The 22027-nt window shown below is 52.7% G+C and carries 24 protein-coding genes and 1 tRNA gene; 11 read left to right on the top strand and 14 right to left on the bottom strand.

The features are described 5' to 3' along the window. Window positions 1–658: 658 nt before the first annotated feature. The 6 genes from RCCS2_RS05740 to RCCS2_RS05770 all read right to left on the bottom strand — a co-directional run bounded on the left by RCCS2_RS05740 (window position 659) and on the right by RCCS2_RS05770 (window position 6771). A complete protein-coding gene (locus RCCS2_RS05740; RefSeq protein WP_037293249.1) occupies window positions 659–1600 on the bottom strand; it encodes a hypothetical protein in 942 nt (313 codons plus the stop codon). 259 nt (window positions 1601–1859) lie between these two features. Then, window positions 1860–2759 carry an HNH endonuclease gene (locus RCCS2_RS05745; protein WP_008232180.1) on the bottom strand — a complete coding sequence of 300 codons (900 nt, stop codon included), beginning with the start codon at window positions 2757–2759 and terminating at the stop codon, window positions 1860–1862. Between the two features lie 60 nt (window positions 2760–2819). Further along, window positions 2820–3380 carry a recombinase family protein gene (locus RCCS2_RS05750; protein ID WP_008232181.1) on the bottom strand — a complete coding sequence of 187 codons (561 nt, stop codon included), beginning with the start codon at window positions 3378–3380 and terminating at the stop codon, window positions 2820–2822. 761 nt (window positions 3381–4141) lie between these two features. Further along, window positions 4142–5332 (bottom strand): multidrug effflux MFS transporter, encoded by a 1191-nt coding sequence (locus RCCS2_RS05760; protein WP_008232186.1) that lies wholly within the window; start codon window positions 5330–5332, stop codon window positions 4142–4144. A 337-nt stretch (window positions 5333–5669) separates the two neighbouring features. Further along, a complete protein-coding gene (locus RCCS2_RS05765; RefSeq protein WP_008232188.1) occupies window positions 5670–6110 on the bottom strand; it encodes a DMT family transporter in 441 nt (146 codons plus the stop codon). A 199-nt stretch (window positions 6111–6309) separates the two neighbouring features. Further along, window positions 6310–6771, bottom strand: a complete 462-nt coding sequence (locus RCCS2_RS05770) for a MarR family winged helix-turn-helix transcriptional regulator (RefSeq protein ID WP_008232189.1) — start codon at window positions 6769–6771, stop codon at window positions 6310–6312. 63 nt (window positions 6772–6834) lie between these two features. Between RCCS2_RS05770 and RCCS2_RS05775 the strand changes: the two genes are divergently transcribed. The 3 genes from RCCS2_RS05775 to RCCS2_RS05785 all read left to right on the top strand — a co-directional run bounded on the left by RCCS2_RS05775 (window position 6835) and on the right by RCCS2_RS05785 (window position 8701). Beyond that, the gene (locus tag RCCS2_RS05775) at window positions 6835–7356 is read left to right on the top strand and encodes a DOMON domain-containing protein (protein ID WP_008232190.1); all 522 of its coding nucleotides are present in this window, start codon (window positions 6835–6837) and stop codon (window positions 7354–7356) included. 31 nt (window positions 7357–7387) lie between these two features. After that, entirely contained in the window at window positions 7388–8038 is a 651-nt protein-coding gene (locus RCCS2_RS05780) for a class I SAM-dependent DNA methyltransferase (RefSeq protein WP_037293250.1), read from the top strand. Window positions 8039–8173: 135 nt separating this feature from the next. After that, window positions 8174–8701, top strand: a complete 528-nt coding sequence (locus RCCS2_RS05785) for a dihydrofolate reductase family protein (RefSeq protein ID WP_008232194.1) — start codon at window positions 8174–8176, stop codon at window positions 8699–8701. A 229-nt stretch (window positions 8702–8930) separates the two neighbouring features. Here RCCS2_RS05785 and RCCS2_RS05790 read toward each other — a convergent pair whose 3' ends face one another. From RCCS2_RS05790 to RCCS2_RS05805, 4 genes are all read right to left on the bottom strand, one after another. Continuing rightward, a complete protein-coding gene (locus tag RCCS2_RS05790; RefSeq protein WP_008232195.1) occupies window positions 8931–9572 on the bottom strand; it encodes a CDGSH iron-sulfur domain-containing protein in 642 nt (213 codons plus the stop codon). 59 nt (window positions 9573–9631) lie between these two features. Next, complete coding sequence (locus tag RCCS2_RS05795) at window positions 9632–10987, bottom strand: MATE family efflux transporter (protein ID WP_008232197.1); 1356 nt, start codon at window positions 10985–10987, stop codon at window positions 9632–9634. Between the two features lie 63 nt (window positions 10988–11050). Beyond that, window positions 11051–11359 carry a MoaF-related domain-containing protein gene (locus tag RCCS2_RS05800; protein WP_008232199.1) on the bottom strand — a complete coding sequence of 103 codons (309 nt, stop codon included), beginning with the start codon at window positions 11357–11359 and terminating at the stop codon, window positions 11051–11053. Window positions 11360–11387: 28 nt separating this feature from the next. Then, window positions 11388–11684 carry a DUF1330 domain-containing protein gene (locus RCCS2_RS05805; RefSeq protein ID WP_037293254.1) on the bottom strand — a complete coding sequence of 99 codons (297 nt, stop codon included), beginning with the start codon at window positions 11682–11684 and terminating at the stop codon, window positions 11388–11390. Window positions 11685–11783: 99 nt separating this feature from the next. On the opposite strand from RCCS2_RS05805, the gene RCCS2_RS05810 reads away from it, so the two are divergent. After that, window positions 11784–12698: a LysR family transcriptional regulator gene (locus RCCS2_RS05810; protein WP_008232204.1), complete on the top strand. Its 915-nt coding sequence runs from the start codon at window positions 11784–11786 to the stop codon at window positions 12696–12698. Window positions 12699–12849: 151 nt separating this feature from the next. On the opposite strand, the gene RCCS2_RS05815 is transcribed toward RCCS2_RS05810, so the two are convergent. Continuing rightward, entirely contained in the window at window positions 12850–13173 is a 324-nt protein-coding gene (locus RCCS2_RS05815) for a VOC family protein (protein ID WP_008232206.1), read from the bottom strand. Between the two features lie 77 nt (window positions 13174–13250). After that, window positions 13251–14066 (bottom strand): helix-turn-helix domain-containing protein, encoded by an 816-nt coding sequence (locus RCCS2_RS05820; protein WP_008232207.1) that lies wholly within the window; start codon window positions 14064–14066, stop codon window positions 13251–13253. 378 nt (window positions 14067–14444) lie between these two features. Between RCCS2_RS05820 and RCCS2_RS05825 the strand changes: the two genes are divergently transcribed. Beyond that, window positions 14445–15482, top strand: a complete 1038-nt coding sequence (locus RCCS2_RS05825; protein ID WP_008232208.1) for a tyrosine-type recombinase/integrase — start codon at window positions 14445–14447, stop codon at window positions 15480–15482. Between the two features lie 58 nt (window positions 15483–15540). Here the strand turns inward: RCCS2_RS05825 and RCCS2_RS05830 are convergent. Next, window positions 15541–15616: transfer RNA gene (locus RCCS2_RS05830), tRNA-Lys, on the bottom strand. A 95-nt stretch (window positions 15617–15711) separates the two neighbouring features. Between RCCS2_RS05830 and dapF the strand changes: the two genes are divergently transcribed. Genes dapF through RCCS2_RS05850 form a run of 4 tightly spaced genes read left to right on the top strand, consistent with a single transcriptional unit; the run spans window position 15712 to window position 19040 of the window. Further along, window positions 15712–16530, top strand: coding sequence for a diaminopimelate epimerase (gene dapF, locus RCCS2_RS05835; RefSeq protein WP_037293594.1), 819 nt, complete (start codon window positions 15712–15714; stop codon window positions 16528–16530). After that, the gene (gene mtaB / locus RCCS2_RS05840; protein WP_037293257.1) at window positions 16527–17786 is read left to right on the top strand and encodes a tRNA (N(6)-L-threonylcarbamoyladenosine(37)-C(2))-methylthiotransferase MtaB; all 1260 of its coding nucleotides are present in this window, start codon (window positions 16527–16529) and stop codon (window positions 17784–17786) included. Before dapF ends, mtaB begins: the two co-directional genes overlap by 4 nt. Beyond that, the gene (locus tag RCCS2_RS05845; RefSeq protein ID WP_083791154.1) at window positions 17783–18415 is read left to right on the top strand and encodes a glutathione S-transferase; all 633 of its coding nucleotides are present in this window, start codon (window positions 17783–17785) and stop codon (window positions 18413–18415) included. Before mtaB ends, RCCS2_RS05845 begins: the two co-directional genes overlap by 4 nt. 22 nt (window positions 18416–18437) lie before the next feature. Then, a complete protein-coding gene (locus tag RCCS2_RS05850; protein WP_008232212.1) occupies window positions 18438–19040 on the top strand; it encodes a glutathione S-transferase in 603 nt (200 codons plus the stop codon). Window positions 19041–19045: 5 nt separating this feature from the next. On the opposite strand, the gene RCCS2_RS05855 is transcribed toward RCCS2_RS05850, so the two are convergent. Then, window positions 19046–19690 carry an outer membrane protein gene (locus RCCS2_RS05855; protein ID WP_008232213.1) on the bottom strand — a complete coding sequence of 215 codons (645 nt, stop codon included), beginning with the start codon at window positions 19688–19690 and terminating at the stop codon, window positions 19046–19048. A 416-nt stretch (window positions 19691–20106) separates the two neighbouring features. Between RCCS2_RS05855 and petA the strand changes: the two genes are divergently transcribed. Together petA and RCCS2_RS05865 are read left to right on the top strand one after the other, a co-directional pair. Then, window positions 20107–20664 (top strand): ubiquinol-cytochrome c reductase iron-sulfur subunit, encoded by a 558-nt coding sequence (gene petA, locus RCCS2_RS05860; protein ID WP_008232222.1) that lies wholly within the window; start codon window positions 20107–20109, stop codon window positions 20662–20664. 12 nt (window positions 20665–20676) lie between these two features. Further along, window positions 20677–22026 (top strand): cytochrome b, encoded by a 1350-nt coding sequence (locus RCCS2_RS05865; protein WP_008232223.1) that lies wholly within the window; start codon window positions 20677–20679, stop codon window positions 22024–22026. The last annotated feature ends 1 nt before the right edge of the window (window position 22027 follow it).

The raw sequence follows: 22027 nt of genomic DNA on the forward strand, positions 1-22027 counted from the left end.
CGGTGCCAAGTCGAGCCCCATGTACCAAGCCCAAACTGACGACCCTTGTTCGTATATGGCCGGAAATAAGCGTCCTGCTGTCCTTATTTTACCCCTTACTTGATTCAGTTTTTTCACTTGGTCTGGTCCAAACAAGTAGAGAACACGTACAACCGTATGTTTTGCATTGGATAATTTTAGAACTGATCGGACCAAGAGGTCTTGCATTTTGGTCCAAGTGTGAGGAAAACATGGACCATGTCGATTCCCAACTGGTCCAGTCGGTCAGATCGCTTCACCTGCTCTTCCCAGCACGATTTCTCCGTATCTTATCTTTGACCTTACTCACACTGGGACCTTTTCGGAAAAGCGCGATCACATTGCAATCACTGGCTGGCATCGCCTGTTCGTCAGTTTCCGGATTTAGCCGCACATATCCATGCCGCTTCGTTCCGTCATGTAGTGTCTTCCTCATCTTCGAAGACACCTGGCCTCCAGAAACCATTTCATCCAACTTGCCCTGACAGTACGCAGTGGTTGCGCAGGCCGAGTAGTGTATGCATGGATATTTCCTCCAAATTTGCATGTGAACGTCCAAGATGTTCAGGACGACCGCTTCATTGCGATGTGGGGAGGAATAGCGGTTTCGATTCGTATGCGATAAAGGGAGGATAGTGGGTCAGAACTTTAGTTGATCAAAAATTTCAAATAATTCAAAAGCTTCCGCCCCGCTGAGTGAGGATTTTAAGTACTTCGAGATGTGCGGTATTTGTTTCTTAACCCGCAAACGCAGTATGGTTCTATAGTGATCCAGAGAGTTATCCGACTTATTTGGCACCGGTAAGAATTGGGTTATCTGAACAAACTCAATCAACAGATTCGCGAATGCCGAGTCGTATTCAGATACTCGGTTCTCGATAGTTCTGCCGTTTAGATCGGTATCAGCGCTCTTAGATTTGTCGTGGATTTGTGACGCCCTCTTTTTCCGATCAAATTCTTCGAAAAACTCAGCCAGCAACACGGTCATCGCTGTTCGCAAGTAAACGCGTGGGCTCCCAGTGCCCTTTTGAGACTGGTACTGGGAAAGGTAGTTGTAGAAGGCCGAATGGACTCGTCCATGCTCTCGGTGCAATTGATCTGCATCTAAGATTACAGTCCAAATATTCACGTCCCACAACGCATCGCCATCGTCATCGCCTTCATCATTGCTCTCGACATGAAACTCATTGATCACCCACATTACCTCACGGCAGTGCTTGACCAAATCTTCGCTTATTAGTCTCTCGGTCTTGTATGGGAGTGTCAGTGCAGAGGGGTTTTGAGCAAACTTTCGCTTCAAACGTTTTCTCAATTCTGACAATTGTAGCGAGAAATCCACGGTGAGTTTTATGGCTCCAAGAAACCCTTCAACCTTTTCAAGACGCTCGATTTCGTCCAGATATCGTAGGAGTGGGTTGCTGACAACTTCCTCTACCCCGAGAAGTTCGAGCAAAGGTACAAACCTCTGCATGTGCGCTTCAGCTAAAGGTGTATGATCATCCAAACGCCTGTGGTGAAAAGCCAGTTTAACCAACCGCTGTTCGTCTAAGTAGCGTTCGAATTCAGCCTTGATTAGGAGCAAACCGAAATGATGCACTATTCGCGATATGGCAGATCGGTCAGTACGTGAGCTAGATGATCTCTTGTCTGGCATGCGACGCTTTTCTTAGGGCTATTCTAGATGTTTATGACAGAAAGCATATACCTCAGTTGACTGGCAATACTTGCTGCACATGCTGTCCGCTAGGGTTCATGGCACCCTGCGGACGCTATTCATACCGACATGAGCCATACGGACAGACGCTTACTGCCTTCGCTCACTGCCTTCAAGGATCAGATGATCAGTGCTTGAAGCAGTGGTCTCTGTGCCATGAGACAAATTCGTCCCTTGGCCGCTCTGCCAACCGTTTAGGGACCAACAGGTGACCAGATGGGTTTATCATCGAACGGACAGCATCAGCGTCGTTCGCTTGTCTGGACACCATGATTTCTAGATCGTCGGACAATCCAACCAATCCACGGTCAAACATCCAATGCGCGGTGCCGGACAATGCAATGCCGTTGCTGATGATGTCTGGGCCGTCGTGCTCAACGGGGCGGATGTGAGCGGCTTCCACCTCGGCACGACCTCCCCCATTGATCAGGCGTAGCCCGGTGATCGCACAGCGTTCGCCATAAGCCTTTAATACCGTGCGACGGAAGTTCCGATCCCTGACCACTCGAGTGGTGAGTTGATTAACACGTTCACGGACCGGCGTATGATCAAAGCCAGCCTGCACTTCTTCGAATCCACCTTTATCAATGTGATCTCCCACTCGCGGCAGGGTGTCTGGGTCACGACCAAGGCCCATTTCAATGATCCGACTGAAGTCCTCTGATGACAGTGGCCTGACCGCTGCCTGCGCACGACCAGAAATCTTACCTTCATCGTTCAGCAGGCCCGTCTCGATGATCGACGTCTGATCCCTGAAAGGGACCGGATCACCGAAGTCCAGATAGGTGTTCGGCTCGATGACAGCCAGATACATGTCTGCGTGTCGTTGGTCAGGAATGATCTCTTGGACCTTGGCCACCGCAAAGTAGCCCTTCGTATTGGCGACCTTGCGAGGTTCTAAATAAACGATCCAATCACCTTCACACTCTTGCGCACGGCTCAGATACTGCTTTGGGAACTGGTACCGTTCCGATGGGACATCGTCGTAGATCGAGTCAGTTCGGTGAATGAAGATGCCAAAGCCCATGTGGCGATCATGTCGAAAGCCCGCTGGGTTGCCAATCGGTTTTCACCACGATCTGTTCCGTCAGCGTGACGATCCAGGGAGCCACCGATACAGGGTCGGTACGGATACGCCCACAGCGGCTGCGGCGTCCTTCACTGCTGTCCCAGATGCCAGAAGCTCACGCACGGCAGCTATCTTCTCCTGTGTCATTCTACGGGGCCGACCACCGATACGCCCCTTGGCTCTCGCTGCATTTAGGCCAGCCTGAGTGCGCTCACGAATGAGATCACGTTCAAACTCAGCTATTGCTGCGACGACGTGGAACATCAATCGCCCGGAAGAAGTGTTGGTATCGATAGCCTCGGTCACGGATTGGAATTCGATGCCGCGTTCTTTGAGGTTATCCATGATTTCGATCAGATGGGGCAAGCTCCGTGCGACGCGATCCAGTTTATACACCACCAACGTGTCACCTGCATCGGTACGGAGGTAGTCCATAGCCTCTGCCAATACCGGACGATCTCGCCTCGCACCCGATGCAGTCTCAGTGAAAATCTTGCTGCAACCAGCGGCCTTCAGTGCCACGATCTGGGCATCGTGTGTTTGGGTATCCGTACTGATACGTGCGTATCCTACTTTCATTAGGCCTCCTTCTCAAAACTCATCCTCAACCTAACAATCGGCTGGTTAGGTTACGACATAGGGTTGTGAGAATTCCTGGCCCTGTGTTTTCCAGGCCAGGGCCAGTCCACAGCCATGATCGTTGCGAGAACTCCGATAACGACCGTTTTTGAGAACGCACAACAATTTCGGGTCGATTTGTCCTACATCGACAAGTCCACTGTCAAACCTCGGATGTTCCAAAAGTTAGATCGATAAATACTGGTGAACACAACAATGAGGCTGCCATGCAAAGCTATATCGAGTCCTTCGCCCAACCCACTATCGGACAGGAGCATGAACTGGGGAATGGTCACAAAATCCTAGTCTCGGCCCGTCTGCTCCAAAAGGGCGACCCGTACGACATCGTCAGACACATCGATCCATGGGAAGAGGAAAGGTCAATCCTCCAGCCTGACGCCGGGATGCTACTCATTGAGGCACGTGATCCGACCGACCTAGACGAAGGTACCATTGCACATTGCGTCCTTTGTCTCGACCAAAGGAGTATCGATCTTCTGGAAATGGAGGTAGCGTACCCTTACCGGGGCAATAATATCATGGAAGCCCTAATTGCTCTGTCCTGCAAGCTGACCGACCTACCCTTTACGGACTTATCCGAGGATGCATTCAGATACCTTTGATCAATAAGCCGCCGTTTAATGTGTCATTCTTCAATGACCGCAGTGCGGACGAAGTGTGAATTCGCTGCGACCGCGCGAACGACTGCTTTACTCAGTCGATCATTGCGCTGCACTTTGCCTGAGCCACGCCGCCCACATGGCGAATCCTAAGCCCAAACCGGATGCCACTAGCATCAATGTAAGCAGTGTTTGCGCACCATTGGTCTCGGTAACGGCAGCGCCTGTCGCCGCAGTCAAAATGGCACCTCCTGCAACGATCAACGCGCCACTTAGCCCTGCGGCACTGCCCGCAAGGTCCGGACGCACCGACATCGCGCCAGCATTACTACCGGGCATTGTGATCCCATTTCCGAGGCCCACGAATATCGTGCTCGCAAAGAAGATTTGTGGCGATGTGATGCCCAAAGCCAAGACGAGCAGACCTCCAGCAAGCCCGATGCAGGCTATGATCCGGCCCGCAATCATCATGGTGGTCGGCTCAAAGCCTTTGCCAAAACGCCCGGCAATGAAACCGCCAAACATGAACCCGACTGTTATTGTTCCTATGTAGAAACCAAGCTCTGCCGTCGAGATTTCAAAGACGGCTTGAGCCACAAGCGGAGCGCCCGTTAGGAAGATGTAGAACGCACCAACCGAGAAAGTGCCGCAGAGTGCGTAAGCCCAAAAAAGCGGTTCGCGCAAAAGGGATGTCGTGCGAGGCACTGGCGTGCCGGGATCACTGTCCCGATCCCGCTTGGTTTCGCCCAAGTCCAGCCAACACAAAATAAGCAGGCCAAACCCGCACGCGGCATAGAAAGCAAAGATGGATCGCCACCCCAGAAATGTGTCCAGCACACCTCCTAACATCGGTCCAACCATCGGGGCGATTGCCATGGTCATTCCGATGTAACCGATCAAGCTCACAGCCTCTCGCTCTGATCTCGTGTCCCGGACGATGGCGAGAGACAGGGCGTATCCGCCGATTATTCCGCCTTGAAGCATCCGGGAAAACAAAAACACCTCAATGTTTTGAGCAAGAGCGCAGCCCACCGACGCAAATGCAAAGACCAGCAACGCTCCCAAAAGGACTGGCCGTCTGCCAATCCGGTCTGACAGTGGGCCAATGATCAGTTGAATGATCGCAGTTATCGCAAGATACCCAGAGACCGCCCAACTCACCGTTCCATAGTCTGTTTCGAGATCGACAGCGATGTTCGCCAGTGAAGGCAAAAACATATTGAGAGACATGGGCGAAAACCCCGTCAGGAGGATCAGTGTGATCAAAGCGGGCGGTGTTTTGGGGCGGTACATTTTTGAATATTCTCAGCATTAGAAACAAAAAAGCCCCCGAAGATTTCGGGGGCGCATGGAAACAGATATGGAAAACCCTTATCGAACCATGCACCTCTTGCTGACTACGACGACGAATTTAACGGTCATGGTTTTCTCCTCTGGCGGTGAGCGTAGTCAGACAGTTCTCCCTTGGCAATCCGAAAAACTGCCGTTCGTGCAACATGCAGCATCGGTGAATCTGGGCTCAAACCGAACCTTAGCTGCGCGATGCACCAACTTCCGGAATGCGGGACAAAGCGCACTTTCGCTGCATCTAGGCGAATGGCCGCTTTGGAAGAGCCAAGATTCCTACGCGCTACGGCTTGGTGAGCAGCCAAACGCTTACGATGAGGCTCCCAACACCGGCCAGTCGATTGAGATCGATGGGTCGTCGGGATGCACCGAAGAACCCGTAGTGTTCCAATAGCAAAGCCACGAAAAATTGCGTCGCGACAACAATTGTAAATGCTGCTGAAAGCCCCAAACGCGGCACTGTGAAACCAATTGACCCCGCAATCACCAACCCCAAGACTCCGGCCGAAAGGGCATACCATGGCACTTGCAAAAGGTTTTTCAGTGATCCGCCTTGCAGAAACAAAAGGATGATCGCTGCAACAAGTACCCCGCTGGCATAATTGACGAACAGTGCTCCGCTCGTTCCAATTTTGCGATCCATCATGCCCATGAATTGACCTTGAAGTGCGACGGCTGCCCCGCCCGTTGCTGCAATTGCGGCAAGCCAGATGGTATTGTTCATTTTGTATCCTCAGGATTTGATGTTCAGGAAATCCGCCAAACTCAAACGAGGCGCTACAAATGACAAAAGTCAGATCGGCATTGCTGACCGTATAGAATGCGTCATCAAAATTCTACGTCCATTTTTCGATAGCTGGGGGCGTGACGTCCTGAATTGCGCAACTCTGGCCAGCCCGTCGTATCAGAAAGGTCAAATTCGACTAAGATTGTGCATTCTGATTGTCGTTGATCTCTTTAAGGATATCTTTCAAGTCAGCCATGCGTTGTTGACCGATCACCTGTTCGTAACGTGTCTCGATCTCAATTTTCACCGCGTCAATTTCGGCATAAAGTAAACGACCACTATCCGTCAGAACGATGCGTTTTTTTCGCGCGTCGTCGGGGTCAGGCTGTCGCGTGACAATGGTGTCGCGCACCAGATCATCTATTTGCTGTTGGACGGCTTGCTTGCTTAGGCCTGATACAGTTGTCAGCCTGCTTTGGGACAATCCAGAGGGACCGATGTGCCTAAGAAGGCTATATCGCGCATCGCCATAGTCGTGAAACCCGCGTGCGATCATCCCCGCCACGAGTTCCTTTTTCCAATTCTGCGTGGCCTGCCACAAATCCCAGCCAATATGATCAATAATTTGAAACTCTCCAAATTCAGCGCTATTCGTCAAGTAACTTGACAAATGTTATCGCGCTAGTTAAAGTCAACCTACTTGACGATTTAAGGACTTTCAATGGACTTTACCAAACGCGACTTCATGGTTCGGTTGTGCGCAGCAACGGGGGCATCAGGTCTGATAACATCATCCGCAAAAGCTGATCCCGCACGCGGCGTCGTCATTGATGGCGTCTCGTTTCGATGGATGTTTCAGGACGGTCGTCTGGTCGGTGAACTCTCTGCGCCCACACCGGGATGGATCGCTGTGGGGTTCCACGCAGAAACAGGGCTTCAAGGAACCTACTTTGTCATCGCGTCAGTTGCTGATGATGTTCATCGGATCGAAGAACACTTTGCTGTTGTTCCTGATCACATTCCAATATCGGACCTTGGCTGGCCGAACACCGCCCGCTTGCATGCTGGACTGTTTCAAGACGGGGTTTCGTCAATGTCCTTCTCCATTGCAGCAACTTCCCCGTTCGGGGCGCGGGTCGCTTTGCAGTCAGGCAGGCACGTAAATCTCATGCTTGCTTGGTCCCATGAGGCCGACTTTGATCACCATTCGGCATGGCGCAAGCACATTGCCATTTCTTTATGAACCAATTGGCTGGACACAAAAGGCAGTGAACATGACATCGGAAACGACCAATTCGGCCAACTCAGGCAGTTCGCTGATCAATCTTTACAGCAAGGCAAGCTCGAAATGGCAGTCGACTGTTGAACGGCTGGGCTATCCCGCCGCCTACGGCGAACTTATTGCACGTAGTGTATCCGCATCCCAATATAGTAGCCTTGTGAATGTTCTGGATGTGGGGGCCGGCACTGGCACCTTTACCACGGCACTGCTGCAATCATCTGTTGCAGTTGGCCGCATAGATCTTCTCGAACCGTCGCCGGACATGCTGGCCGTAGCGGAACATCGTATAGGCCCGAACGCCAATCGCCTCAGGTGTTTTTCAGGTGGGATCGGGTCGCCACAGGTTAACGCAGGGACCTATGACATCATCCTGTGCGCTCATGTGATTGAGCATATCGACGATGTTCAAGCGGGCTTGGCTTGGATGAAAAGCCGCCTGACCGAGCAAGGTGTGCTATTGCTTGCCGTCAGCAAACCGCATTGGTGCACATCTCTGGTTCGCATGCGATGGGGCCATGCCGCTTATTCGCCACCAAGTGTAGAAAAGCTGCTGCTTACAGCCGGATTTTCACAGATTGATAGCGGCCCGTTCAGCAAGGGACCGCCAAGTCGAACGAGCTATGGATATACAGCGCGGGCGTGATGCGTTTATAATTCTTTCAGCCCTGAACAGGTGTTGAGGGTAGTTTTAACAAAGGAGTGCTCTGCCAGTGATCAAGTAATTTGCCTGAATTTTTGCAGCCTTGTGCTGAATGGTAACTTGGAATTGGAGCACTCAATGCATCCTATTATTTATGACGTCGCCGTCTCACTTGACGGTTTTATTTGCGGTCCCGACGAGGACGTTTCACAATTCGCCCACGATGGAGAGGTCGTCGAAGACTACAATCGCAGGCTTTCCACATACGCGACGGCCATCATGGGACGATCAACTTATGAATTTGGCTATAAGTTTGGCCTTGTTGCAGGTCAGAACCCCTATCCACATCTGAAGACAATCGTGTTTTCGACCCAGATGGAGGCTCCCAATGAAAGCAAAATTGTCGTTCAACGCGACATAAGTGATGGCCTGATGAAAGACATCGCAGCGGCGTCCGATGGTCCGATCTATCTTTGCGGCGGAGGAGATTTTGCGGGGTCGCTTCTTATGAAAGGTATGATTGACCGGATTGTGCTTAAGCGCGCGCCGATTGTACTGGGCGGTGGAGTGTCCCTATTTGGTCAACGGCAGACCAAAGCACCGATCCGCAGAGTATCTACCAAGACGTATGACAATGGATACGTTTTGGAAGAATTCACACTATAACCATGATCGCCGCTGCCATGTGTGGCGGCGATCTCATTGTAGCCGTTCACCCATGCCGCAGCATTTGTTACAATGAGCTCACACCATACGTTGACTGTCTTAGTTGCCTATTTTGTGTGTTGTAAGGTCTATGGGGTCGGATTTGCAGACGAAGCAGTTGTCGACAATCACAGGGCGAAATTTGGTTTTGGCCTAGGTACCTTGTTTCGACCAAGCATTTGCGATGCGTTCAGTCGTCATCTCGCCATTGAACGTCATAATGCGTCCCATCGCAGAATGGCTTGTTCTTTGAATGACCACATCGGCACAAAACGTATTTTGCGGGGCTGGCCCCGGCGCCATTGAATTCAGCATCCAGTGGCACGTTAGAAACCCAATACGGACCATGCCGTTCGATATCAATCTTGACCTCGGGGGACGTCATATGGGCGGCGTTCATGCTTTGCGTGCTTAGCCTAAGGGCACCTGACGGGCAGGCAGAAATGACCGCGAGAATGTCTTGCAGCGATCCGCCATCTGGCTTGATCCACGGTTTTTCTTGAGGGTTAAAGATGTCCTTGGCCAATCGGGCGCATTCCCCCGCATGCGAACAAAGCACAGGGGTGTAATGAACTGTGACGGGGTGGGAACTCGCCGTTCCTGAATACGCAATCTCTTTGTTTCTAATCTTGCTGTGATCCGGAGCGCTGGAAAAACCCTCGTCGCTGTGCGACCCGTCGCAAAAAGGTTTGTTCTTGGACGCACCGCACCGGCAAAGCGCTGCGACTTCCTTTGTTTCGATATCTTCGCCATTGGTGTCACGAAGGTTAGGCGGCGACGAGACGACAAGCGGGCCATTCTCGCGCAATGATATTTTTGTTTCTGAAGCCATAGTATGCATCCTTTTCTAAATTTTACGTCGCTTTTGGACCACTCAGCGCATAGAATCCATCATAATCCCCGATGCTGAACCCCGCTTGGAATAGCACGCTCAGGATGGCAGTTGGTTGACAGAAGGGGCCAATCCAAACCCCACCCATTTTCGATTTTATGGGAAAGCCAGAGCGCGACCAAGAATGTCGCAACACCTGCAATCGCGTTGGCAATCGCTTGCCCCGCTAGAACCCCCGGGGCGCCGAAGTACGCCGCGCAAAGCGTCATAAGCGGGATCGCCAAACCCAGATCACGGGCAAAATTGCTGATTGTTCCAAGGCCCGGATGGTGAAGCGCCGTCAGGATCGGATTTGCACAGAGTTGCAAGGCAAACAGTATATTGGTTATGACAATGAAGGTTGCATAGAAGCGAAGCAAATCTGCTGCGTCACCCTCAAGCTGAAAAAGAGATATCAGCGACCCTTGTAGAGCAAATATGACGATTGCGACTGGTACCATATAAATAACCGAGAATTTTGCGCCGGCGGTCAAAGTTTCGCGGACGCGGTCGAACTGGCCAGCACCGACATTTTGCGACGCAACCGGACCAATCGCACCCGAAAGGCCGTATAGCCCCGCGAAAGCAACGGGCGAAATACGCCCGATGACAGAGGCTGCCGCAACAGCGTCTGTCCCAAACTTTGCCATCTGCATTGTAGCATATGACGCGCCGATCGGGCCGGACAGGTTCGTGATCACGGACGGGACAGCGATCTTGTTCAACTGCTTAAAGTCGGACCATATCTGGGAGGTATCGATCCGGCCAAGCAAATCATGCTTTCGGATCAATCCAAAGATTGCGACGGCCACGACGACAATTCTTGAAATAACTGACGCAATGGCCGCGCCACTCAACCCCATGCCAACGCCAAAAATCAGGATTGGATCCAGTACAGCGTTTACAACACCGCCAGAAATAGTTGACCACATCGCCAGTTTGGCATCACCCGCTGACCGCAAAATTGCGGTGCCAGCCATGGCGATCCCTAGCAGCGGAAGTGAAGCGCCAACGATCGTGAAGTAAGTGACGGCAAACGCGAGCGTTTCGCCGCGCGCGCCCAAAAATTGCATGATGCCTTCTGCAAAGACGACCGTCAGGATCGTGATTGGGACCGACCAAACCAACATATACAGCATGCCATGGGTGGCCAGACGTCTGGCTGCGGCTTCGTCACCTTCGCCAAGCAATTGCGCAACCAGCGTTCCAATGCTGATCGCGATGCCGATACAGATAGCAGAGCCAAAGAAAATACCGACACCAGCAAACCCAACAGCCGCGGCCAACGCGGGCTGACCCAGCAATGCGATAAAAAACACATCAACAAGATCAACGATAAAGATCGCAAACAGCCCAATCGCCCACGTTGTGGACAACGCCGTGATATGGCTGAAAATTCATCCCTGCGTATAGGTCGCTTTATGCTGCATTGGGAACCTTCACTGCGTCACTGTCAGCTTGCCGGGGTTGATAAACACATCTCGTCCGATGTTTGCGTGGGTGATAAGCGTGCCGTCGGTTAACCGCAAAATGTTGCTCAGGCCTGGCCCATCGGCCTCGACCCAAGTCAGCATGAACATGTCGTCGGTGAGTTTGCTAAAGACATATTGTTCCGTGTCGCCTTGGCCTGTGTTTTTGCCAGCCGTCCTTGTCCAGCGTAGCGCCGTCTGTGATAGAATTTCAATGCTATAGGTTTCATCCGAATAGACGAAGCCGAAGCTCATCCCAATTATGTCTTTGTGGTCCATCTGATGGCCTCCTATTTCGGAATTCCGGTTATTCCGTGTTGCCTTCGATAAACACCGCGCTGAACGTCCCCGCCGATTTGCGCAGCGCCTTCAGCGGGGCGTAGTCATCCGATGCGTACCAAGCCTGCGCATCAGCCATCGACGGGAATTTGATGATGACGGGGTATGTCGGGGCCCAATCGCCTTCTTTGACATCAACCTGACCGGCCTTGGTCACGTACTGCCCTTTGAAGGCGTGGGTGATCGGCTCCACCGTGGTGGCATATTCTTGCATCTTATCCATGTCGGTGATCTCGAGGTTTTGAAACAGGCAGTATGCAGTCATAGTCATTCTCCGGGATTGGGTTGCTGTTCCTAAGGCTATTTATTTCTAAAAATGCGTTGTAGGCTATCATTTTAGAAATCGTATTTCGCGGAATTAGAAATGAATAGATTAGCAGAAATCGAGTGTTTTATCGCTGTGGTCGACGCAGGATCACAGCTGGCGGCATCTAAAAAGATGAACATCGCAGTCTCTGCACTTCATCGTCGCATCAAAGACCTCGAGGCACGGCTTGGTGTCGCTTTGACACGTCGCACGACGCATGGGACCACGCTCACACCGGAAGGGCGGGCCTATTATGATCGCTGTCATAGGGTCGTGACCGACCTGAACGAAGCAGATGCCCGCGCCAATGGAGAGATGCACAATGCGTCAGGGTTGATCCGCATGACCGTTCCCAGCGTGTTTGGCGCACGCCACTTGGCCCCGATTATGACCGCGTTTTCAGAAATGCATCCTGATATCCGTTTTGATCTAAATGTAAGCGATCGCCACGTAGATCTGATTGAAGAAGGGTATGACTTGGCCATTCGGATTGGCGGAGATGAGAAACCTCAGTTGGGCACAGAGGTCTTGTTCAAAGTTCATTATGCTCTCACCGCGAGCCCCGAATTCTGGGCAAAACACGGGTTCCCGAAAACGCCTGCGAATTTGGCAGGACTGCCGGTTCTGGCATATCGGTCAGGGTCAGTGCCAACGCATTGGCAGTTTCGTGCACCTTCCGGAAAGCTGTCAAAGGTTCCGATCACGCCGCGCTACATTGCCAACAACGGTGAGTTTCTAGTCGAAGCGGCAAAGGCGGGTTTGGGCGTTTCACTGGAACCTACATTCATTTGCGGTGATGCGTTGCGGTCAGGTCTATTGATCGCGGCGCTAACCGATTATGAAACTTATGATCGGGTTGCTCAGATTGTTAGACCTGAAAACCGACCTCTTTCTTTCAGGGTTCGAGAGTTCTCGAAATTCTTAAAGGCAAGGTGGTCCAAACCGGATCAGTGGAACATCGACCAAGTGTAGCCGCGCCTCATTGGTGTTGTAAGGATCACCTACGCGCGGCGCTATGCGCTGCGGACAAAGCGGTTGCATCATCGATGTTCGCCTTGTTCCGCGTCTTAATTACGGACCAAGTTGTGGTTTTATTATTACCCGCGAAGTTCGGCGTCCTCGTTCACTCTTGCCGAAGTCCAAAACGAATACTCTGAGGATCGGTGCATGTTGAGAAACGACCGAAGCCCGGTTCTTCCGGCGTTGGATCGTCTGCTTTGCCCCCGAGCTGTCGCACCTTTGCGACCGCGACTTTAATATCCGTTACATCGAAATAGACCACGATGGCGGGTCGTTCATCTTTTCCGTGCAAACCTGTTTTGATGTCTCCGGTGTCAAACCATCCGCCGTTTTCCATCGGAGTGAATGACCATCCAAAGAGGTCAGCAAAAAAGCGACGTGCCTTGGCGTCGTCAGGCGCGCCGATTTCAAGGTAGGATGGTTTCATGGGCAGGTTCCTTTAATATTCAGATCACCAATAGGCTACTATCCAGAAGCAATCTTGAACAAAACGGAAGTTGCCCGTCATTCCAAGGCGTTCGTCTGGCGGAACCTCAACGGGCTGACCCCTGCCAGTTCCATAAAATCGCGGTTCATGTGGCTTTGGTCAGCGTATCCCGCTTCAAGCGCAACAATCGCCAGAGGTTCGGTGCCGCTTGCGATTGCGTGGCTGGATTTCTCCAATCTGATCAGCTTTCGCCACTGAGCAGGAGATAGGCCTGTCTCTTGCTTGACTGCTGCACGGATGCGCCTGTCACTCAGCTCCAAGTTGTCGGTGATATCGCATAGTTGGCGTGTCGGGTCAGCTTGCAAAGCGTGCCAAACCCTCTGCGCAATATGAGCATCCACCGTGCCACGCCCAGCACTCCAGTTCATATAGGCCATTCTCGCAGTATCGAGTGCATCTGGCGCGGACTGCTGGACAGCAGACAGAAAAGGCGTTTGTGGCATATCGCTGATGTCATGAACGTCATGGCTCAGATCCCGCCCCGAAACGCCAAGAACAGCCGTCCCAACCCATGCCGGGAGACTGAACTCGGTACAACTTACGTCCTCGGAATACATCGCTTCGATTGGCGCTGCACAGCTTCCGACCACGAACGCGGTTCTTTTGCGTCCAGCAATATAGAAGTAACCGCGGCTTGCTATGATGACCTTGATGCGTGCCGTCGCCATCTCACTTGAGTTTGACGTCAGTGGTTCCGCGTTTGGATAGTCGGTCGCGACGAATTGGCTCATGTATGCACAATAGCAGACCTTCGTTCTCAACGCAGCATTGGTGAGTTTGGGCTCAAACCAGCCATTCGCCGCATCCATGCCAAGGTCGGCAAAGCGGATCATAAAGATGAGGAAGGCTTTCTCGCTTCCCGAGGCACCACTCTATCCCTAAGACAACATTCGAACGTCCAGATCCGCAACTAATAGTTCCACTAGTTGCTGATACGGCTGTCAAAGGCCGTTCACGCGAACTCATGTCGAGATTCTTCAAATGTTCAATTTGCCACTATGTCATCGGTACTATGAACAGAACGAGACCACCCTCCTCAATGTCGAAGCGCCTACCATTCACACTTACTGAGATGCGCAACGCAGCGCGCGTTGCGCGTGACGAAGGGGTTTGTGTAAGTCTAAGTCCATCAAAATGCGTAAGCTTCACACCGGTCGATCAAACAACTAAGACGGAGTGCTCCGGTTCGTTAACAGATTGGATGGAGCACTATGAACGTGGAACTAAAGGGCATTCATAAGGTAAATAAGATCCTCGCAAACGGATCGATCAAGACATACTATTACGCGCATCGCGGCGGGCCGCGCATTCAAGCAAAGTATGGCAGTCCAGAGTTTGTCACCCAATACATGGCCCTCAAGCAAAGCGCCTCGCCAAAGGTCAAGCGTAACAGCATAGATTGGCTCATCACTCAGTATCTTGAGTCTTATGATTTCAAAGCCCTGTCAGACGCCTCCAAGCGTGAGTATAAACGCTACCTCACTCTGATTTCACAGAAGTTCGGCAAAGCGCCCATCGATATAGCGACGAGGAATGACGCGATCGCTGCATATCGTCAGTGGCATCGAAGCATGCAAGACAAGCAACGCACTGCGAACTACGCGCTAGCTGTACTCAAGAAGCTGATGGCGTGGGCCGTCGACTCAGGCAATACGACCACCAATCCAACCGCGCAGATCAAACCAATCAAACGAAAAGGCAAATCAACGCGACGCGATATTATTTGGACAAAGGATCAAATTAACCATTTCAATACCGTCGCTGGGTGCCACGTCAAGAACCCATTCAATGCAGCACTCCTTACCTCTCAACGGAAGAAGGACATCATTGAGATGACTTGGGATGCGTATGATGGCGACACTATCAAGATCAGGCAATCAAAGACGGGTAAAGACGTCTGGATCAAGGTCCCGGAAGAACTCAAATGTATACTCGATGGCCTGGACCGCACACATGAAAGGGTCTTCTTGAACAGCCTTGGCCAGCCTTGGACACTGGATGGCTACGACAGCTCATTCCGTGCCGCAAAAATAGCAGCAAAGGTCAATGGTGTTACCTTTCATGACACGCGAGGCACGGCTGTCACCTTAGCATACATCGGTGGGGCAAGTTTCCGTGAAATATCACTAATGTCAGGACACTCTGAAAGGGAAGTGGAAGAGATCATCAATACTCACTACCTGAATCGCGCAGCAGCGGCCGACGCCATCGATGCGATCAAGAAAGTAAACCAGGCTGGAAAAGTGTAAACTGGCGAGGCAACCAAGCTAGAATTTGGGTGCAAGTATTTGTTTTATATAAATAAAATGGTGAGCCGTGATGGGTTCGAACCATCGACCTACTGATTAAAAGTCAGTTGCTCTACCAACTGAGCTAACGGCCCACTAGCGCGCTACTTAGAAAGGCGCACCGCCTTGGTCAAGCCCCAAATGCCGCGCAGCGCTGGATAACTTGTCTGCCTTGGCCTATATCGCCGCCATGGCTGCAGACGACTCATCATTTTTGCCCTTTATGAAGATGCACGGGCTGGGAAACGACTTTGTTGTCGTGGACGAGCGGGGAATCACTCCGCGCGTGGATAAGGCTGTGGCGGTCGCCATCGCGGACCGGCATCGCGGTGTCGGGTTTGATCAGTTAGCCGTGATGTCTGAGACGCCGGATGCCGATGTGCGACTGGTGTTCTGGAACAGCGATGGATCGCAGGCCGGCGCCTGTGGCAATGCAACCCGCTGTATTGCGCGGCATGTGATGGATCAGACAGGTGCGGCCGCGCTGACCCTAAAGACCGAGCGCGGGATCTTGCAGGCCAAGGATGCAGGCAATGGTCTGACGTCGGTGAATATGGGCCAACCGCAACTGGATTGGCAGCATGTGCCGCTGGCACACGCGATGGATACGCTGGAATTGCCGATTAAGGGCGCGCCAACCGCGACCGGCATGGGCAATCCACATTGTACCTTCTTTGTATATGACGCCGAGGCGATTGATCTCGCTACCAAAGGTGCAGAACTTGAACATCATCCGCTTTACCCAGAACGCACGAACGTACAATTCGCTAGCCTCATTGGCCCGAACCACCTGCGCATGCGCGTATGGGAGCGGGGCGTGGGCATTACGCTGGCCTCTGGATCGTCGTCTTGTGCCACAGCTGTTGCAGCTGCGCGCCGTGGTCTGACGGATCGTGATGTGACCATCGACCTTGATGGCGGCACCTTGCAGATCAGTTGGCGCGATGATGGCGTGTGGATGACCGGCCCGACCGCCCACGTGTTTGATGGGCAATGGCGGCTGTCATGACCAAAAACGCACCAATCTTTTCCAATCACGGCTGTCGTCTGAACGCCTATGAGACTGAGGCGATGAAAGAGCTTGCTACTGCCGCTGGTGTGGACAATGCGATTGTCGTGAATACCTGTGCAGTGACATCCCAGGCCGTGCGCAAGGCCCGGCAGGACATCCGCAAGCTGCGCCGCGATTACCCGGATGCGAAACTGATTGTGACTGGCTGTGCCGCGCAGACAGAGCCGGATACCTTTGCCAATATGGGCGAAGTTGATGTTGTCATCGGCAACACCGAAAAGATGGACCCCGCCACCTGGGCCGGCATGGCCCCCGACTTGATCGGGCAGACCGAATCTGTGCAGGTTGATGACATCATGTCGGTGACTGAAACTGCTGGACATCTGATTGATGGCTTTGGCACGCGCAGCCGCGCCTATGTTCAGGTCCAGAATGGTTGCGATCATCGCTGTACGTTCTGCATTATCCCCTACGGTCGCGGGAATTCGCGGTCTGTTCCTGCGGGCGTTGTCGTGGATCAGATCAAACGGCTGGTGGATACTGGCTATAATGAAGTCGTCCTTACCGGTGTTGACCTGACAAGTTGGGGCGCTGATCTGCCAGCAACGCCAAAACTGGGTGATCTGGTCATGCGCATCCTGAAACTGGTGCCTGACCTGCCGCGCCTGCGGATCAGTTCCATTGATAGCATTGAGGTGGATGAAAACCTGATGCAGGCAATTGCGACCGAACCACGTTTGATGCCGCATTTGCACCTGTCGCTACAACATGGCGACGATATGATCCTGAAACGGATGAAGCGCCGCCACCTGCGCGATGATGCCATCGCCTTTTGCCAAGAGGCGCGCACGCTGCGCCCGGATATGACTTATGGTGCCGATATCATTGCCGGTTTCCCGACGGAAACGGATGATATGTTCGCCAACTCATTGGCATTGGTTAAAGAGTGTGACCTGACATGGCTGCACGTCTTCCCCTATTCCCCACGCCCCGGCACACCTGCCGCCAAAATGCCGCCGGTGAACGGCAAACTGATCAAACAACGCGCCGCAGCTTTGCGCGCTGCTGGTACTGCGCAGGTGGATCGGCACCTCAAGGCGCAAGCGGGTAAAACCCATCGCATCCTGATGGAAAACGCCCGTATGGGCCGGACCGAACAATTTACCGAGGTTCTGTTCGACACTGACCAGCCTGAAAGTGTGATCGTGCAGGCGCAGATCACCGGATTTGCTGGCCAGCAACTGACCGCATGACGACACTACCGATCCTTTGGACGTTTCGACGGTGCCCTTATGCGATGCGCGCAAGGTTGGCGATCCAATCCAGCGGGCAGCAGGTGCAATTGCGGGAAATCCTGCTCAAGGACAAACCGACGCCCTTCCTTACCGCGTCACCCAAAGGCACGGTTCCTGTCGTGCAGAACGGCGACACTGTGATTGAAGAAAGCCGTGATGTAATGCTTTGGGCGTTGCGCCAGAACGATCCTGAAGGCTGGCTGGATATGCCTGAGGAAGGTTACGCTTTGATCGACACCTGCGATGGGCCGTTTAAAAGCGCCCTTGACCACACCAAATATGCAGTGCGCTTTCCTGACAGGGATGAGATGACCGAGCGTGCCAAAGCGATGGTGTTTCTGAACGACCTTAATGAACGACTGATGCAGAACACCTTCTTGACGGGTCCGAAATATTCGCTGGCTGATATGGCGATCCTGCCTTTCGTGCGGCAATTCGCAAACACAGACCGGGTGTGGTTTGATGCGCAAGGGCTTGGGCCACTTACTAAGTGGTTGGATAATTTCCTGACATCTGAGCGTTTTCGCAGCATCATGACAAAATATCCGCCTTGGCAAGCCGGACAGGATCAGGTCTTGTTTCCCTGAATTCGGAAAAGGAACCATGCCTATGCAACTCCTCATCTCACCCGCGTCACCGTTCGTGCGCAAAGTGCGCGTCTTGATCCGTGAAGTGAACCTGATGGACACAGTGGAAGAGGTGAATGTCACCACCACGCCGATGAATTCCGCATCCGAGGTTATCGCGGCGAACCCGATGGGCAAAATTCCCGCGTTGATCCGCGCGGACGGACCGGGCATCTATGATAGTCGGGTGATCACGCGGTTCCTGGACGATTTAGCCGGGTCGAACCTTTATCCGCAAAGCCGTATCTGGGAAATTCTGACACTAGAGGCGACGGCTGACGCGATTATGGATGCGACGGTAGCGATGTCATACGAGGCCCGGCTGCGCCCCGAAGAAAAGCAATCCGCCGACTGGGTAGAAGCGCAATGGGTGAAGGCAGCGCGCGGCATTACAGCTGTGAACAGCCGCTGGATGAGCCATCTGACAGGGCCGCTTAACATCGGGCAAATCGGGGTCGCCTGTGCACTTTCATACATTGATCTGCGGCATGATGAACGCGGCTGGCGGAATGGGCACGAAGCGCTGGCGAATTGGCATGCAGAATTCGCTGCAAGAGACAGCATGGTTGCCACCAAACCAGAGTGAGTATTTTAGAAGTTAAAGCTAACGCCAAAATTCAGCGCGTTGGTGACAATGTCAGCTTCCAACGTGCCGCCGCTTTCAAGATCGGCTTTATTAGACGAAAACGTACCCTTGTATTCGCCAAAAACCGACCACTGATCGTTAATCGGAAGGGATGCGCCCGCCAGCCATGTGGCAGCAGGCCCAGTCAGTTGATAGCCAAAGGTTTCTGAAGCACCATTCGTGACTTCGACATGGGGCAATGAAATGCCGACGCCACCACCAACATAAGGCGTGACATCACCCATCACATCGTTCCACCGGCGATAAGCATTGATCGTCAGCGTGTTCAGACCATCTGTGAATTCAAGCACTTCATAACCGGCGGGTAATGAACCATCGGTCGGATAAACCTTGTTGTGCGCGAAATCCAAACCAAAACCGAACGTTGGCGAACGCCACTGGGTCGCGCGAATCCCGTAATAGGGTGGGGCTTCGAAAGAACGGCCTTCCCATTCCTGGGAAAAGTCATCCGAACCAATTTCAGGATCTCGAATCGAAATGTCAGATGCGGGGGCCGATTGCACGCCACCATAAAAGCTCAGCTCAACATCTGCAGTCGCAAATGCGGGAACAATCATCAGGCTGATGAAGAAGGCCAAGGCGCGGTGCATAACGAAGTAATCCGAAGTGAGTGCTATCTAAAGTCGATAAACTTGTGCAACAAACCTGACAACAAAACATTAATCACCAATGTGTCACCATGATGCGAATGTGGCGCACCCAACACAACTATTGCTGATTTAAAGAAGAAATTCGCCGATTGCGGCAGAAAGAAGGCAACTTTATGTCCATACATCGCGCCCTACGTCGGATCAAAAGATTGGCGGCCTTAAACGATTCTCTGACGGCAGTTAACGATGTTTTTGGTATTGATCACTTACAACATGCGTCATGTCGGCCTGCGCGGGATTGTCCGCTGGACCTTGAAGGGTTTGATAGTTAAACAGCGCGGAAATTGACCGATCGCAGTATCGGTCTATTTTCTCGTGAGGGCAGCGAGCCCATCAAAAGAATCGGAGATGCATTAGTGTCACATGCAGATGATCATCAGGGCACACGCCGCGACTTTCTTTATTACGCAACCGCCGGTGCGGGTGTCGTGGTAACGGGCGCTGCGGTCTGGCCACTGGTAAACCAGATGAACCCTTCAGCAGACGTTTTGGCGCTTGCTTCAATCCGCGTTGATGTCAGCGCAGTTGATCCCGGCACACAGATTACTGTGCTTTGGCAGGGCAAGCCGGTCTTTATTCGGGCGCGGTCCGAAGAAGAAATCGCAGAAGCGCGCGCCGTTGATGTGAGCAGCCTGCCAGATGCAGACGCAAACAACGCCAACCTAGGCGAAGTACCGGCAACCGACGAAAACCGCGCTTTGACCGAAGACGGCATTTGGCTGGTTCAGATGGGTGTATGTACGCACCTTGGCTGCGTGCCTTTGGGCGATGCGGGTGACTTTGGCGGCTGGTTCTGCCCATGCCACGGTTCGCACTATGATACATCCGGTCGGATTCGCCGTGGCCCAGCGCCGCGCAATCTGCCCGTCCCTGTCGCGTCCTTCGTGGACGAAACAACAATCCAACTCGGTTAAGGAGAGAACAGTATGGCTGGTATTCCCCACGACCACTACGAACCAAATTCCAAAGGCGCAAAGTGGCTGCACTCGCGCTTGCCCATTGTGGGCCTGATGTACGACACCCTGATGTTGCCCACACCCAAGAACCTGAACTGGATGTGGATCTGGGGTATCGTTCTTGTTTTCACTCTTGTGCTGCAAATCATCACCGGCGTCGTGCTGGTGATGCACTATGTGCCACACGTTGATATGGCATTTGCGTCGGTCGAGCATATCATGCGCGACGTAAACGGCGGCCATATGATCCGGTATTTCCACCAGAACGGCGCGTCGCTGTTCTTTGTGGCGGTTTATGCGCACATCTTCCGGTCGCTTTACTATGGTTCATATAAATCACCGCGCGAGGTGACATGGATCGTGGGCATGTTGATGTATGTCCTGATGATGGGCACGGCCTTTATGGGTTACGTACTGCCATGGGGTCAGATGTCGTTCCACGGTACAGCTGTTATCACCGGCCTGTTTGGCGCGATCCCGTTCGTTGGTGAAAGCGTGCAGATCTGGCTGCTGGGTACGCCCAACGGTGCGATTGCGCAGCCTGCGTTGAACCGCTTCTTCTCACTGCATTATCTGCTGCCGTTTATCCTGCTGGGTCTGACAATTGTCCATATTTGGGCTTTCCACACCACAGGTAACAACAACCCAACGGGTGTTGAGGTGCGTCGCACATCAAAAGAAGATGCCGCAAAAGATACACTGCCGTTCTGGCCATATTTCGTGATCAAAGACCTATTCGCGCTAGCCATCATTCTGGCGCTGTTCGTCGCTGTTGTTGGCTTTATGCCAAATTACCTGGGTCACCCGGATAACTACATCCCGGCCAACCCATTGGCGACGCCTTCGCACATTGTGCCTGAATGGTACTTCTTGCCATTCTATGCCGTGCTGCGCGCGTTTGACCAAGACGTGTGGCTTGTGATCGCGGTAGATTGGATCACGTTCGGTATTGTTGACGCCAAATTCTTTGGTGTTGTGGCAATGTTCGGTGCGATCGTTGTAATGGCATTGGCACCATGGCTAGATACATCTTCGGTACGCTCTGGTCGTTACCGTCCGATGTTCAAATGGTGGTTCTGGGTGTTTGTCGTGAACTTTATCCTGCTGATGTGGGTTGGTGCGCGCCCAGCTGAGGGTATCTATCCTTACATCGCGCTGATCGGTTCGACGTATTGGTTTGCCTACTTCCTGGTGATCCTACCGCTTTTGGGTGTGATCGAAAAACCAAATACGCCACCGTCAACTATCGAAGAAGACTTCAACGCGCACTACGCGCCGAAAGGTGACGGCGCCAAACCCGTCGCCAGCCCGGCCGAGTGAG

It is taken from the genome of Roseobacter sp. CCS2 (assembly GCF_000169435.1).
Taxonomy (GTDB): Bacteria; Pseudomonadota; Alphaproteobacteria; order Rhodobacterales; family Rhodobacteraceae; genus Yoonia.

Coding starts and splice junctions, on each gene's coding strand:
- RCCS2_RS05865 (WP_008232223.1), top strand. CDS start 20,677: ATGGCTGGTATTCCCCACGACCACTACGAACCAAATTCCAAAGGCGCA.
- RCCS2_RS05855 (WP_008232213.1), bottom strand. CDS start 19,690: ATGCACCGCGCCTTGGCCTTCTTCATCAGCCTGATGATTGTTCCCGCA.
- RCCS2_RS05800 (WP_008232199.1), bottom strand. CDS start 11,359: ATGGACCACAAAGACATAATTGGGATGAGCTTCGGCTTCGTCTATTCG.
- RCCS2_RS05825 (WP_008232208.1), top strand. CDS start 14,445: ATGAACGTGGAACTAAAGGGCATTCATAAGGTAAATAAGATCCTCGCA.
- RCCS2_RS05780 (WP_037293250.1), top strand. CDS start 7,388: ATGACATCGGAAACGACCAATTCGGCCAACTCAGGCAGTTCGCTGATC.
- RCCS2_RS05850 (WP_008232212.1), top strand. CDS start 18,438: ATGCAACTCCTCATCTCACCCGCGTCACCGTTCGTGCGCAAAGTGCGC.
- RCCS2_RS05820 (WP_008232207.1), bottom strand. CDS start 14,066: ATGATCCGCTTTGCCGACCTTGGCATGGATGCGGCGAATGGCTGGTTT.
- RCCS2_RS05785 (WP_008232194.1), top strand. CDS start 8,174: ATGCATCCTATTATTTATGACGTCGCCGTCTCACTTGACGGTTTTATT.
- mtaB (WP_037293257.1), top strand. CDS start 16,527: ATGACCAAAAACGCACCAATCTTTTCCAATCACGGCTGTCGTCTGAAC.
- RCCS2_RS05760 (WP_008232186.1), bottom strand. CDS start 5,332: ATGTACCGCCCCAAAACACCGCCCGCTTTGATCACACTGATCCTCCTG.
- RCCS2_RS05845 (WP_083791154.1), top strand. CDS start 17,783: ATGACGACACTACCGATCCTTTGGACGTTTCGACGGTGCCCTTATGCG.
- RCCS2_RS05775 (WP_008232190.1), top strand. CDS start 6,835: ATGGACTTTACCAAACGCGACTTCATGGTTCGGTTGTGCGCAGCAACG.
- RCCS2_RS05810 (WP_008232204.1), top strand. CDS start 11,784: ATGAATAGATTAGCAGAAATCGAGTGTTTTATCGCTGTGGTCGACGCA.
- RCCS2_RS05805 (WP_037293254.1), bottom strand. CDS start 11,684: ATGACTGCATACTGCCTGTTTCAAAACCTCGAGATCACCGACATGGAT.
- dapF (WP_037293594.1), top strand. CDS start 15,712: ATGGCTGCAGACGACTCATCATTTTTGCCCTTTATGAAGATGCACGGG.
- RCCS2_RS05815 (WP_008232206.1), bottom strand. CDS start 13,173: ATGAAACCATCCTACCTTGAAATCGGCGCGCCTGACGACGCCAAGGCA.
- RCCS2_RS05750 (WP_008232181.1), bottom strand. CDS start 3,380: ATGAAAGTAGGATACGCACGTATCAGTACGGATACCCAAACACACGAT.
- RCCS2_RS05765 (WP_008232188.1), bottom strand. CDS start 6,110: ATGAACAATACCATCTGGCTTGCCGCAATTGCAGCAACGGGCGGGGCA.
- RCCS2_RS05790 (WP_008232195.1), bottom strand. CDS start 9,572: ATGGCTTCAGAAACAAAAATATCATTGCGCGAGAATGGCCCGCTTGTC.
- RCCS2_RS05745 (WP_008232180.1), bottom strand. CDS start 2,759: ATGGGCTTTGGCATCTTCATTCACCGAACTGACTCGATCTACGACGAT.